Origin of the sequence: Streptomyces sp. PH10-H1, assembly GCF_030063355.1 — a bacterium.
Taxonomy (GTDB): domain Bacteria; phylum Actinomycetota; class Actinomycetes; order Streptomycetales; family Streptomycetaceae; genus Actinacidiphila.
The window spans coordinates 122,807-134,931 of the sequence record NZ_JASISZ010000001.1 but is presented as its reverse complement, the minus strand read 5'-3'; the positions used below and the strand labels follow the sequence as shown (position 1 = coordinate 134,931).

At 70.2% G+C, this 12,125-nt stretch carries 10 protein-coding genes, 1 tRNA gene and 2 pseudogenes; 5 read left to right on the top strand and 8 right to left on the bottom strand.

The features are described from left to right. Positions 1-137: 137 nt before the first annotated feature. Positions 138-210 (top strand) — tRNA-Arg (locus QMK24_RS00580). A 388-nt stretch (positions 211-598) separates the two neighbouring features. Further along, the gene (locus tag QMK24_RS00575; protein WP_283463005.1) at positions 599-1,015 is read left to right on the top strand and encodes a CBS domain-containing protein; all 417 of its coding nucleotides are present in this window, start codon (positions 599-601) and stop codon (positions 1,013-1,015) included. A 12-nt stretch (positions 1,016-1,027) separates the two neighbouring features. Here the strand turns inward: QMK24_RS00575 and QMK24_RS00570 are convergent, their stop codons facing one another. From QMK24_RS00570 to QMK24_RS00550, 5 genes and pseudogenes are all read right to left on the bottom strand, one after another. After that, positions 1,028-2,545, bottom strand: a complete 1,518-nt coding sequence (locus QMK24_RS00570; protein ID WP_283463004.1) for a cellulase family glycosylhydrolase — start codon at positions 2,543-2,545, stop codon at positions 1,028-1,030. A gap of 114 nt (positions 2,546-2,659) precedes the next feature. Continuing rightward, a pseudogene (locus QMK24_RS00565) lies at positions 2,660-5,202 on the bottom strand (FtsX-like permease family protein). Next, positions 5,202-5,963 carry an ABC transporter ATP-binding protein gene (locus QMK24_RS00560; protein WP_283463003.1) on the bottom strand — a complete coding sequence of 254 codons (762 nt, stop codon included), beginning with the start codon at positions 5,961-5,963 and terminating at the stop codon, positions 5,202-5,204. The pseudogene QMK24_RS00565 and the gene QMK24_RS00560 overlap by 1 nt, the downstream one beginning before the upstream one ends. Then, positions 5,960-6,433: a hypothetical protein gene (locus QMK24_RS00555; protein ID WP_283463002.1), complete on the bottom strand. Its 474-nt coding sequence runs from the start codon at positions 6,431-6,433 to the stop codon at positions 5,960-5,962. The genes QMK24_RS00560 and QMK24_RS00555 overlap by 4 nt, the downstream gene beginning before the upstream one ends. Before the next feature lie 48 nt (positions 6,434-6,481). Further along, positions 6,482-6,553, bottom strand: a pseudogene (locus QMK24_RS00550) (ArsR family transcriptional regulator); the annotation flags it as partial. Here QMK24_RS00550 and QMK24_RS00545 point away from each other — a divergent pair. Together QMK24_RS00545 and QMK24_RS00540 are read left to right on the top strand one after the other, a co-directional pair. Further along, positions 6,548-6,718 (top strand): hypothetical protein, encoded by a 171-nt coding sequence (locus QMK24_RS00545; protein WP_283463001.1) that lies wholly within the window; start codon positions 6,548-6,550, stop codon positions 6,716-6,718. The pseudogene QMK24_RS00550 and the gene QMK24_RS00545 sit on opposite strands and share 6 nt — an antisense overlap. A gap of 161 nt (positions 6,719-6,879) precedes the next feature. Beyond that, positions 6,880-7,083 carry a helix-turn-helix transcriptional regulator gene (locus tag QMK24_RS00540; protein WP_283463000.1) on the top strand — a complete coding sequence of 68 codons (204 nt, stop codon included), beginning with the start codon at positions 6,880-6,882 and terminating at the stop codon, positions 7,081-7,083. An 8-nt stretch (positions 7,084-7,091) separates the two neighbouring features. Here QMK24_RS00540 and QMK24_RS00535 read toward each other — a convergent pair whose 3' ends face one another. After that, positions 7,092-9,323: an MMPL family transporter gene (locus tag QMK24_RS00535; RefSeq protein ID WP_283462999.1), complete on the bottom strand. Its 2,232-nt coding sequence runs from the start codon at positions 9,321-9,323 to the stop codon at positions 7,092-7,094. 117 nt (positions 9,324-9,440) lie between these two features. Here QMK24_RS00535 and QMK24_RS00530 point away from each other — a divergent pair, with 117 nt between their 5' ends. Next, positions 9,441-10,085, top strand: coding sequence for a TetR/AcrR family transcriptional regulator (locus QMK24_RS00530; protein WP_283462998.1), 645 nt, complete (start codon positions 9,441-9,443; stop codon positions 10,083-10,085). Between the two features lie 42 nt (positions 10,086-10,127). Here the strand turns inward: QMK24_RS00530 and QMK24_RS00525 are convergent, their stop codons facing one another. Both QMK24_RS00525 and QMK24_RS00520 read right to left on the bottom strand, forming a co-directional pair. Further along, on the bottom strand, positions 10,128-10,973 hold the full coding sequence (locus QMK24_RS00525) for a DedA family protein (protein WP_283462997.1): 846 nt from the start codon (positions 10,971-10,973) through the stop codon (positions 10,128-10,130). A 179-nt stretch (positions 10,974-11,152) separates the two neighbouring features. Beyond that, positions 11,153-11,902, bottom strand: coding sequence for an SDR family NAD(P)-dependent oxidoreductase (locus QMK24_RS00520; RefSeq protein ID WP_283462996.1), 750 nt, complete (start codon positions 11,900-11,902; stop codon positions 11,153-11,155). Positions 11,903-12,125 lie beyond the last annotated feature (223 nt).

Genomic DNA, 12,125 nt, shown 5'->3' with positions numbered 1-12,125 from the left:
TATCGGACCGCTTCACTGAACCTCCACAACGTGTCACGGAGGTGAAGCAACCGGTAGAAGGTCCGACGCGCCCTATCCTTGTCCCCGGCCAGGTCACGGAACCACCCAGGGGCGGAAACAGCCACGGCCACGGTCCGGCCCCCATAGCTCAGTGGATAGAGCAGGTGCCTTCTAAGCACTTGGCCGCAGGTTCGAGTCCTGCTGGGGGCACTTTTTCTCGTCCGTTTCCGTCGGCTGCTGCGGAAACCTTTCGGCAGGTCAGCGCCGGTACGGCGGCTCACCGTCGCGCAATGGGCCATCGACTCACGTGAGTCGGTGGGTCCCGGCTTCGTCCGGCTCTCGCCGGGGTTCTGCGAGTGGCTGTGGGTGGTTGCGGGGGTTGCGGCTCATGCCCGGTGAAGATCGCCGCAGTGGTCGGGCGGGCGGTGGCCGGATCGGTGGGGTCCGGGGGCCACCATGTGGCGGAGTCCGGCGGCTTTTTCGGGGCGCCGGGCCGGGCGCCAGCCGGGTGGGCGAGTCGGGAGGCGCTCCGGTCGCCGGTCGGAGTGGGCTCGCCTAGCGTCTATGCGGGGGCTTACCTGCGATGGACGGAGTTTCCATGGCTACTGCACGCGAGATCATGCACAAGGGTGTGGAGAGCATCTCGGAGCACGAGACGCTGGACGTGGCGGCCAAGCGGATGCGGGACGCGGGCATCGGCGCGCTGGCGATCACGGATACGGACGGCAAGCTGCGCGGTGTGCTCACCGACCGGGACATCGTTCTGCGGTGCGTGGCCACGGGGCATGACCCGGCAGCCGTGCGGGCCGCTGATCTGCTCAACGGGAAGCCGGTGACGGCCATGGCCGACGACGACGCGGGCAGCGTCGTGGCGGCGATGGCCGACAAGCGCATCCGCCGGATCCCGGTACTGGACGGCGGGTCACTCGTCGGGATGATCAGCGAGGCCGATATCGCCCGGAAGCTGGGCGCCGCCGAGGCAGGAGCGCTGGCAGCGGCCATCCGTGCGGATTAGGGCCTGCGCGGACTAGTTGCCGCGCACGGGCATCCGACGGGGTGTGACCGTCACTGTCACGTGCGTGCCCGGCCCAGTCGTCGGGAGCAGGATCCGTGCCGTGCCGGCTGCCTGGTGGACGATGGCGCCGCGGGCGCCCGTGACGGACACTCTGGCGCCGTGCGGGAAGGCCGTGGCCGGCAGAGCCAGTTCCGTCCAGGCGTGGCAGGAGACCGCGGTGGCGGTCAGGGCGAGGGTGTAGGTGCGGGTGGCGGGATCGTAGGACTCCGGGCCGGGTGTTCCGGCGATCGCCGGCGCATAGGGGGCGAAGACCGGCTCCTTGCCGGGCGCGGGATGGCCGTCGGCGTTGAAGGCGCAGTAGCCGCCGCCATCGGCGGCATGGCAGTCATACCAGAGTGCCCAGCCGGTGGCAAAGCCCCGCATGGATGCTATTTGACGGCGTATCAACTCGGCGTTGCCGCTGCCGGTGGCCTTCGCCGGTCCCCATTCGCCGACCAGGACCGGCAGTCCGTGGGCGGCCGGATACGCGCGGATGACGGCTTCGTAGGCTTCGATGAAGCCGTCGTTGGGGTCCCAGTCGGCGCCGTTCTCAACGGCGGTGTCGTAGTAGTGCGGGGCGTAGCCGATGCGGTCGGCGCCATCACGCGGGTCGGTGAAGCCGGGCAGTTGGGTGGGCACACCCTGGCCGATGAGGACGGTGGGCTCGACGAAGAGCCAGGCGTCCTGGTCGCTCTTGCGGACTGCGGCGATCAGGCGCTGGTAGAGGCCGGCGAGCCGGCCGCGCTCCATTTCGGCGGAGTTCTCGATCTGCGCGGCCGGGTCGGTGGGGTCTCCCGTGAACGGACCGAACGGCTCGTTGAACAGGTCGTACCCGAGGAGGGACCGGTGGCCGCGCAATGTCGCCGCGACCTTGGTGTACGCGGCGGCCTGGGCGGCCCGCAGGTCGGCGTCGTTGTAGAGGTGACGGAAGGCGGCGCCGACGGCCGGCTGGAAGTAGTTGGCGAACCAGTCGTCGCCGGGCAGCGGCTCGTACGGGATGCCGTCGGTGCGGGTGGCCCAGGCCGGGACACCGTTGAAGCCGAAGGCCGGGCCGAAGACGTCCTGATGCCAGTCCACGAGGACCAGAACGCCGTACCGGTCCGCCCAGCCCATGACCCGGCCGAGGTAGCGGAGGTAGGCGGTGTCGTAGTCGCCGCGGCTCGGTTCGACTTTCTGCCATTGGATGTTGAGCCGTACGAGGTTGAAACCGCTCGCGGCCAGCTCGGCGATTCCGGCTTCGGTGACGATGTCCGTCTTCCCGAGGTTGAGGCCGTGCAATTGGAGGGCACGGCCCTGCCGGTCGGCGAGGTAGGTCCGGCCGTCGGGTGTGGTGACGGTGCCGGTCGCAGCGGGTGACGCCGCCCGGTACGGAGCCGCGGCAACCGGCGCTGCCTCGTCGATGTGACCGGCCTGAGCGGCGGCGGGGAGGGTTCCCGCGCCCAGGAGAGCGGCGCTGACGGCGAGTGCGGTGGCGGTACGGCGCAGGCGCATGGCCCACCTCTCAGGCTCGGGCTCCCGTACGGATGGCTGCCGATACTGTCCGGTAGCCATCACAGGAGCAAGGGTTCGAACCGGACTTCTTCGTGTCCAGGGACTTCTTCGTGTTCAGCCGATCGCCTCAGAGGGCCGGACCCGTAGCGCGAGCCGGGCCGGGAGGGCGGTGGCGAGCAGCGCGAGAGCCGCCGCCAGGGCAACGATCAGCGCGTATCCGGCGGGATCGAGCCGCGGGGCCGCCGCCCCCGTCATCCCAAGGCTGAAAGCGGTCAGGGTGGCCAGGGCTATCGCGGTGCCGAGGACCGCGCCGACGAGCACCACCGTCAGCGCCTCCAGACGCAGCATCCGCAACACCTGCCGGCGGGTGGTGCTCACGAGCCGCAGCAGCGCGAACTCCCTGGACCGGTCGGCGGTGGACATCGCGAGGGTGTTGACCACGGCAATGGCGGTGAAGGCGAGCACGAGGCCCATCGCCAGGTAATTCACCTCGGCGTTGGACTGCTGGACCTCCGCCTGGACCTCTCCCGCTTGGTCGTGGTCCAGGACCGCGACACCCGGGAAGTCCTTGACCGCGATGCCGAGAGCGGCACGGTCCACGCGGCCGTCGGTGGCGATGAGGACGGCCGCGGAGAGCGGATCGTCGACATGACGTGCGATCAGGCCGTGGGACATCGTCAGATCGCCGAATCCGAGGCCGCGTGCGTAGACCGCCCTCACCATGAGGACGGCGAGTGCCGTCGCCGAGGGTGAGCCGTACGGTGCTGCCCGGCCGGACGCCGAGCCCGTCCGCCGCGACCTCGCTGCGCGCTATGTCGCCGTCGCCGAATCCCTTGAGCGTGCCCTGGGTGACCTTGGGGTCCCAGGTGGTGGTCAGCCCGGCGGGAGCGACACCCTGCGCCGTGTACTTCGCGAGACCGACGCGCACGCTGGTCCGTACGACTTCGGTGACGGCGGTGACGCCGGGGACCTCGCGCACGGCTGCGGCTGCTTCGCCGGGCACACCGGGTGCGGCGGAGCCGAGCACCCACTGGGCGCGGTTTCCCGCCGCGGCCTGCTGCTGAGCCGCATGACCCATGGTCGTCTGGACGAAGATCACGGTGCAGGTCATGCCGACGAGCAGGGCCAGCGGAGTGATCGCCGCCGACAGGCGCTTGGAGTTGGTGCGGACATTGGCGGCGGCGAGATGGCCGCCGATACGGGAGACGCGAAGCGGAAGGGCCAGCACTGCGGCGGCGCCCCTGGCCAGCAGCGGCCCGAGCAGGGACACCGCGACGGCAAGGACCACCACGGTCAGGAAGTGACGGGTGTGGACGCGGGCTCGGTCCGCAGACCGCTGAGCACGACGAGCAGGACGATCCCGCCGGCCAGGAACAGCCCGCCCGCGAGCAACCGGCCCCAGGGAGACGTACGGGTCTCCATGGCGGCTTCCGAGAGCGCCTCCGCAGGACGGATCCGGGCCGCCCTGCGCGCGGATATCCGCGCGGCGGACCAGCCGCCGAACAGCGCGGCAGCGACCGCCGCAATCATCGGGAAGGGGCTCCAGGCAATCCGCAGGGTGTCAGGGACGGCCCCGAAGTCAACAAACTTGGCGTGCAGCCAGTACGCGACCAGCAGCCCCGCGAGGAACCGAGGGTGCCTGCCGCCAGGCCGACCAGGAGCGCCTCCCGGCCGATGAGTTGGCGGATCTGCTTCGGGGTGGCGGCGATGGCGCGCAGCAGGGCGATTTCGCGGTAGCGCTGCTGGATGGTCAGCGCGAAGGTGCCGACGACCACGAGCATCGCGACGAGCAGGGACGTGCCGCCGATCGCGCCGCCCATGCTGACGAGTTTGATCCTGGCCTTGGCCGCGTCGGGGAATTCCACCGGTCCGCGGTCGGCGCCGGTGTGCACCTGGGCCTTGGTGCCGTCCAGTGCGGCGGCGAGATTCGCGGCGAGAGCGCCGGTGTCGGCACCGGGTGCGGGCAGGATGCCGATCGCGCCGACCCGGCCGGGGTGACCGGCCAGCCGCCCGGCCTCGGTTGTCGTGAAGAACAGCGAGCTCTGCTGCCGCAGATGGCCGTCCCGGGCGGCGGCGATGCCGGTGACCCGGTAGGTGCGCGGGGCCTGGGTGGACTGGACGGTGACGCTACTGCCCGGCTTCAGGCCCGCACGAGCGGCGAGTTCACGGTCGATGACGAGCTCGCCGTCCGTTTGCGGGGCGCGGCCTTCAGTGAGGGTGAAGGGCGTGAGCGCGGCGGAGGCCCAGTCGTGTCCGTAGGACGGCCTCCCGTTCTGATCTTTGCTGTTGCCTCCACTCCGGCTCACCGCGTAGGCGGGGAAGGTGACTTCGGGGACGGCGGCCCGCACACCGGGCGTCCGGCGGACGGTCTCCACCGTGGTGTCCGGCAGCCAGACGCGCTCCGCGAGGGGCTTGGCCTTGTTCTTGACCTTGGTCTTGCCCTTCGTCTCCTTGACGGTGGTCTGGTGCACGTTCTGGTCGGCGGCGACGACGATCGGTGCGGCCGCGTACCGCTCGGTCGCGATCTCGCCCCGGAGACCGGTCTCCAGCAGCACTCCGCACGCAGTGACGAGCGCCGCGGCGCAGAAGAGGGCGAGGAAAGCTCCCGCGAAACCGCCCTTGCGGGCTCGCACGGTCTGCAGTGCGTAGCGCATCATCAGGACCACGCCCCGAGGTGCGTCATGCGCTCGGCCACCCGGTCGGCAGTGGGCTCGTCGTCGCGGCCCGCGATGCGGCCGTCCGCGAGGTAGAGCACGGTGCCGGCGTAGGAAGCGGCGATGGGGTCATGAGTGACCATGACCACGGTCTGGCCGGTTTCGTCGACGCAGCCGCGCAGAAGGCCGAGGATCTCCTTGGCGGTGACAGTGTCCAGGGCGCCGGTCGGCTCACCGCCGAACACCACGTCGGGACGGGTGATCAGCGCACGGGCGATGGCCACCCGCTGCTGCTGTCCTCCGGACAGCTCCGCGGGACGATGGTCCGCACGGCCGGTCAGTCCGACGCGCCGCAGGATCTCCTCCAGCCAGGCCGGTTCGAGCCGCTGCTTGGCGAGCCTGAGCGGGAGCGCGATGTTCTGGCGGACGGTCAGCGCGGGGACGAGGTTGAACGTCTGGAAGACGAATCCGACCCGGCTGCGCCGCAGCTGGGTCAGCCGGGTCTCGTTCATGCCGGTCAGCTCGGAGTTGCCAAGGTGGGAGGTGCCGCTGGTGGGGGTGTCCAGTCCCGCCGCGCAGTGCAGGAAGGTGGACTTGCCGGAGCCCGACGGTCCCGTCACAGCGGTGAAAGAGCCGCGCGGAATGCTGGCACTGACCTCGTCCAGGGCGCGTACGGCGCGGGGCCCACGGCCATAGGTCTTGGTGACGGCCGCCAGTCGTACGGCCGGCGCGACCGCTGCGCGGTCGGTTGTACGCGTACTCATGACGGGTCCCCGTTCGTGGTGTCGTCGGCCGTCTCGCCGGCCAGGTCGTCAGTCGTGTCCTCGGTCGTGTCGCGGGCCGTGCTGTCCGTCGTGTCGTCGGCCGGGTCCGTGGTCGCGCCCTCGGCCGGTGCCGGAAAGGCGAGGAACCGGGTCAGTACGTTCCGCGCGCCCTCCGGCAGCTCATCGCCGGCTCGCTTGTACCGGTTGACCAGGGCGATGTACTCCTCGAAGAACTCGCGCAGTTCGGGGAGAGTGACCTGGATCGAGCCCCGGGAGTACGGCTGGCCGTCCGCCCAGACGCCCTCGGTCTCGCGCTGGAAGCGCTCGAAGAGCGCGAGGTCGGCGGCGAACGCGAGGCGGTTCATCTCGTCGACGACCGGCCGCATCTCGTCGCTCTGCCGGATGCGTTGCGGGAACCGCAGGTCCGCGGGGGCCGCCCGCCACCAGCGCTCGCGTCCCCGCCCCCGCACCGCCTCTTCGGCCTCTTCGACGAACCCGTGACGGCCCAGCTCCCGCAGGTGGTAGCTGGTGGCTCCGGTGTTCAGATCGAGGGCACGGGCGAGGGTCGCCGAGGTGGCCGGTCCGTGCAGCGCCAGGTGATCGAGGATCTGTTGACGGCGCTGGTGCGCGAGCGCCTTGAGCGCCGCGAGATCGCCGATCTCCTTGGTGGGTCGTTATTTCGCCATGGGTACACAGTGATCTGTGCACAACTACCTGTGCACTGGCGGCGCCCGGTGAATCCGTACGGGGGTTAGCCCCACCCTGGTGGGGGACGTCACCTGTCTGCGACGTTTGTCACCATTACGCGGGTTCCACGTCACAAACAATCAACAGCCCCATGCGGCACTCACTGCACGTCGTTCACAGGACAAGCGTTGCTGATCAACAGCCACCCCACCGTAGGGAGGTGCGTGACATGACCGACCGGACCCTGTGGTCATACGCAGAGATCGCCGCACATATCCGGGTGCAGGTCGACACCGTGCGCTCGTACCGCAAGCATGGGCATCTGCCTGCTCCGGATGTCGTCGAGAGCGGAAAACCGTTCTGGTACGCCGACACCATCCGGGCCTGGAGCGCCCGGCGGCCCGGTAACCGGGGCCGCCGGGATCCTTACTGACCCATCGACTACCGAACCGACTCGGGGTCCCGCTCCTGATCGCGCTGCGGGGCACGAGCCGTGTCCTGCTCCACTCCCCCGCCGCCCTCGCTTATGCCGAATCGGTCATGGAAACGGCGAATCGCGGGCGGCGCCCACCAGGTGGCCCGGCCGGTCAGCTTCATGACGGCCGGGACCAGAAGGGTGCGCACCACCATGGCGTCCATGAGAACGGCCAGGGCGATACCCAGGCCGAGCATCTTGGTGTTGGCCACCCGTGAGGTGCCGATGGCCACCATGACGACAGCGAGGATCACCGCGGCGGCCGTGATGAGTCCGCCGGTGCGCCGCACGCCGAAGACGATCGCTCCTTGATGGTCGCCGCTGCGGTCGTACTCCTCCTTGATCCGTGACAGGAGGAAGACCCCGTAGTCCATGGACAGTCCGAAGGCCAGGCAGAACATCAGGACCGGGAGAGTGGTCTCGATGCTGCCGGTCGCGGTGAACCCCAGCAGTCCTGACAGGTGCCCGTCCTGGAACACCCAGACCACCGCCCCGAACATCGCGGTCAGGCTCAACGCGTTGAGCAGCACCGCCTGGAGCGGTATCACCACACTGCCGGTGAGAAGGAACACGAGCAGCAAGGTGACGACGGCGATCATCCCGACCGCCCACGGCAAGCGGTCGGCGATGGCCTTCTGGGCGTCGACCAGGACGGCCGCCTGGCCGGTGGCCGATGTCTTGAACTGAGCGTCCACGGCGCGGATCGCCCCCACCAGGTCCTGCGTGGCGGTGTCCACGGCCTCGGTCCCGGGCAGCACGGTGAGGTACGCCGCACCGCCGTCAGGCGCGGTGAAGGGGCCGTCGACCCGGACGACACCCGGCAGTGCGGCCAGCCGTCCCGCGTAGCCGGCAAGGGCGCCCCTGCTGGGACTTCCCTCGGCCAGCACAGTGATTCCACCGCCCGGGTTGCCCGGGAACGCCTCGCGTATGTGCTGCTGAACGGCGTGCGACTCGGCGCCGGCCGGGAGCTGACGGTCGTCGGCGGTGCCGAACTGGATCTGCAGGAACGGCAGTCCGAGCAGGAGCAGTCCCGCGGTGGCGCCGATGGCGAAGAGCGGGGCGCGCCGCATCACCAGCCGGGCGAGCCCGGCGTATCCGGCTCCGGGCTCGCGGGGCTCTGTGGCGGAGGCCCTTCGGCGCCGCCACAGCCTCCGCAGGTCCAGTGCGTTGACCCGGTGTCCGAGCAGCAGCAGTGCAGCCGGCAGCACGATCAGCGCGGCGGCGGCCGCCAGCAGCACCACCGCGATACCCGCGTAGGCGAAGGAACGCAGGAAGTACTGCGGGAAGACCAGCATCGCCGCGAGCGCGGCGGCGACGGTGAGCGCCGAGAAGAGCACCGTACGACCGGCGGTGCGCAGCGTCGCGCCCACCGCCTGCAAGGGGTCGCCCCGGTCGGCCAGTTCCTCCCGGAAGCGGCGCACGATGAACAGCGCATAGTCGATACCGAGTCCCAGCCCGAGCACGGTGGTCAGGCTCTGCGCGAAGAGCGAGACATCGGTGAAGGTGGTGATGCCGCGCAGCACGGCGTTGGTCCCCAGGATCGCGATGATGCCCACGCCCAGCGGCAACAGGGCGGCGACCGCGCTGCCGAAGACCATCACCAGAAGTACGAGGGTGACCGGCAGCGCGATCATCTCGGCACGTACCAGGTCGTCCTCGATGGTGCTCTGCAGCTCGTGCCGGACAGCGGCCACGCCGCCGATCCGCACGTCCACCGGCCCCCTGACCCCCCGGTATTCGGGCGCTATGCGTTCGACGGCGGCGCCCACCGCATCGTCGCCGCCCACGATCCGGGCCGCGATCATAGCTTCGCCGTGGTCCTTCGCGCGCAGTCCGGGCGCTCCGGTGCTCCAGTACGAGGTGACGCCGGCGATGGACGCGTCGGCGGCGAGCCTGCGGGCCAGTTCACGTCCCGCGGCGGCCACCTGAGGGCTGTCGACGCCCGCTCCACGGCTGTCCACCAGCAGGACGAGATTGGGCTGGGAGGCGGGGAACCGCTCTTCCAGCGCCTTGGTCGCATAGGACGACTCGGAGTCCGGAGCCTCCCATCCGCCGCCGCTCAGACGGTCCGCTACACCGCTTCCGGCGACCACGGCGAGAGCGGTGAAAAGCAGCGCCAGCAGCAGCGTGAGCCTGGGCCGGGCGGTGACCACCCCGGTCCAGCCCCCGACGGTTCGCTCGCGGTTGACATCGGGCATCACTGAGGTGTCCCCTCCCCGTAGAGCAAGCATAGAATGAAAAACACGAGCAGCCACTCGCGTTTTCAATAATGCGAGCGGCCACTCGCGTTTGTCAATCATGATTGGGGCCTACACGTGTCCGAGGTGGAGGAGAAGCCGCGCCGTCGGCAGGCGCGCGGCGAGCGGCGGGTGACGCAGCTACTGGAGGCGGCCGCGAGCGTGTTCTGCACGTCCGGATACCGCGCGGCGAGCACGAACGCCATCGCCCGCGAGGCCGGCGTCTCCCCGGGCACGCTCTACCAGTTCTTCCCCAACAAGCAAGCCATCGCGGTCGAACTCGGCGGCCGGCTCATACGCCAGATGCAGCAGACGCATGGCCTGGTCTTCACGCCGGAGAACGCCGCGCTCCCGCTCTCCGAGATGATCGACCGGATAGTCGATCCGTTCATCGACTTCAACTGCGCCAACCCGGCATTTCTCGCGCTGATCAAGGGCCCCGACGCGCCGGGCAAGGTGACCGATGAACACGATCAGCTGCATGCCGCCCTGCTGGAACGGGTAGGCCGGATGATCGAGCTGCGCGCGCCAATGCTGTCGGCCGAGGACTGCGCCCGCATCTCCGAATTCGCGTTCGCCATGTTCAAGACGGGCCTGGAGCTCGTCCTGGCCCACGAGGGCGCGGAACAGGTCGCGTACATCGATGAGTTGAAGGGCCTGCTGTATCGCTACCTGGCCCCGTACGTCGGCACCGAGTCCCGTCCCCCGCTCGGCCACCACTGAGCCCGGGCAGGACCGCCACTGAGCCCGGGCAGGTCCTCGAAGCTATCTGCCGCGCCCGGCCGACCCGCAGAAACCCGCCTTCAGGCTGCTGTCCGACGGGTGGATTCCCGGCGTCCCGCCGGTCCCGGGGACCTGGTGCGGCCCAGCGCCCGGGGCCGGCCCTGGCTGTACCGAGGCCGGGGTCCGAACCGAAGCCGACGCCGCAACCACCGCAGTAGCGGGCGCCGGGGCGGGCGCGGGGAGAACTGCGGGAAAGGGGACCGCCAACTGGTGCCGTTCGCGGGTCCGGGAGGCCCACTGGGCCAGCATCCCCGCACCCGCCACCAGCAGGGAGGTGCCGAAACCGAGCCCGACGGCATACAGGGAGTTGGAGGCCGCTCGGCCGCTGACATAGCCGACGCCGACGGAGTAGGTGGCCCACACCGCCTCGGCCACGCCCGCTCCCGCCAGATAGCGGCGCGCGGGATAGCGGACGACGCCGGCCGCGAGGCCGCCGACCAGGCGCCCGCTCGGCAGGAAGCGCACCGCGATCACGAACGGCACCCCATACCGCTGGATACGCAGCGCCGCCCATCTGAGCAGGGCGACCTGCCGGGGCCTGCGGTGGATACGGGACACGACGCGTCCGCTCACGGCCCGCCCGGCGCGGTGGATCAGCATGTCCCCCAGCAGAGCGCTCAGCGCGACCACCAGGAGGACGAGAGTGATGTCCAGCCGGCCCTGGGCCGCCAGCACTCCGCCGGTTACGAGCAGCACAGCGTTGGGCACGAGCGGTGGCAGCGTGGTCGCGGCCAGTAGCGCGTATGCCCACACGACGTTTCCACCCCGCAGGTGCTCAACGAGACCGGCGGTGAAGTCGAATGACTGCACAAGCTTTTCAACGTCCATGAGGCTGCCCCTCTTCCCGCCGTACATCCACGCTGGCAGCGGCGGCTGGAACGCCGCAAGAGAGTTTCGCTCTGATGGGGGGTTTCCCAGGGGATTGCCAGGAAGAGGTCATCCTCAGGGTCCAGCCAGGCTCCGCCTGGAGTCGCAGGACCGCGGAACGGACCGGTACCGGACAGGCCCTAGCGGCCGAGCAGCTCGCCGCCGTTGCACTGCAGGATCTCGCCCGTGATGAAACCCGCCTCGGGCGAGGCCAGGAACACCACGGCCGCTGCCACGTCGGTGGGCCTGCCAACCCGGCCGACGAGGGTGCGCCCGGCCCGCCGGGTCAGCTCGGCGTCATTGAGCCGGGCGCCGAAGAACTCGGTGCCGGCGACGGTCCCTGGAGCGACGATGTTGCAGGTCACGCCCTGCGGGCCGAGCTGGGCCGCCAGCGAGTGGTTCCAGGCGTGCAGGGCGGCCTTGGACGCGCCGTACGAGCCGCCTCCGCGCAGTGCCGCGACCGAGGTCACGGTGATCACCCGGCCGCCGTCCGTGGTGAGCCGGTCCCGCAGGGACTCGGTCAGCAGCACCGCGGTCAGCACATTGCGCTCGAAGTCGCCGCGCCAACGGGTCCGCACTCCATGCGGACCCGTCCCGATCGCCAGCTCCCGGCTGCCTGCGTTGTTGACGAGAACGTCGACCCGGTCCGGGAGCCGGGTGAGCGCGGTCTCCACATCATCGGGATCGGCGAGGTCACAGGCGACGGGGGTGACGTCCAGGCCGTGCTCGCCGCGCAGCTCCTCGGTGGTGGCCCGGAGCACTTCCCGGCGGCGGCCGACGATCGTGACACGGTCTCCCGACCCGGCGAACCGGGTCGCGATGGCCCGGCCGATGCCCGTACCGCCACCGGTCACGACGATGTTCCGGCCCGCTGTCTCGTTCTGTGCCATGCGCTCCGCCCCTCGAGAAGTGACAGCACGCTACGGGATCGGCCACCACGGCCCGCGAGCGGGGGCCTCGGGCCACAAAGAGACGTAGATCACACCGAATGGAACGTAACCATTACCGCCACTCGTGGGTCTATGGAAGCGAACACCGCGCTCCCGGGGAGCGTGGTGGGGTGAATGAGCGGGCTGTCTTGGGGGACGGCCCAATCGCGTCGCCGGGGCGAAA

Excerpts from the sequence above, each read along its gene's own strand:
- QMK24_RS00575 (WP_283463005.1), top strand. The coding sequence starts at position 599 with ATGGCTACTGCACGCGAGATCATGCACAAGGGTGTGGAGAGCATCTCG.
- QMK24_RS00570 (WP_283463004.1), bottom strand. The coding sequence starts at position 2,545 with ATGCGCCTGCGCCGTACCGCCACCGCACTCGCCGTCAGCGCCGCTCTC.
- QMK24_RS00560 (WP_283463003.1), bottom strand. The coding sequence starts at position 5,963 with ATGAGTACGCGTACAACCGACCGCGCAGCGGTCGCGCCGGCCGTACGA.
- QMK24_RS00540 (WP_283463000.1), top strand. The coding sequence starts at position 6,880 with ATGACCGACCGGACCCTGTGGTCATACGCAGAGATCGCCGCACATATC.
- QMK24_RS00535 (WP_283462999.1), bottom strand. The coding sequence starts at position 9,323 with ATGCCCGATGTCAACCGCGAGCGAACCGTCGGGGGCTGGACCGGGGTG.
- QMK24_RS00525 (WP_283462997.1), bottom strand. The coding sequence starts at position 10,973 with ATGGACGTTGAAAAGCTTGTGCAGTCATTCGACTTCACCGCCGGTCTC.
- QMK24_RS00520 (WP_283462996.1), bottom strand. The coding sequence starts at position 11,902 with ATGGCACAGAACGAGACAGCGGGCCGGAACATCGTCGTGACCGGTGGC.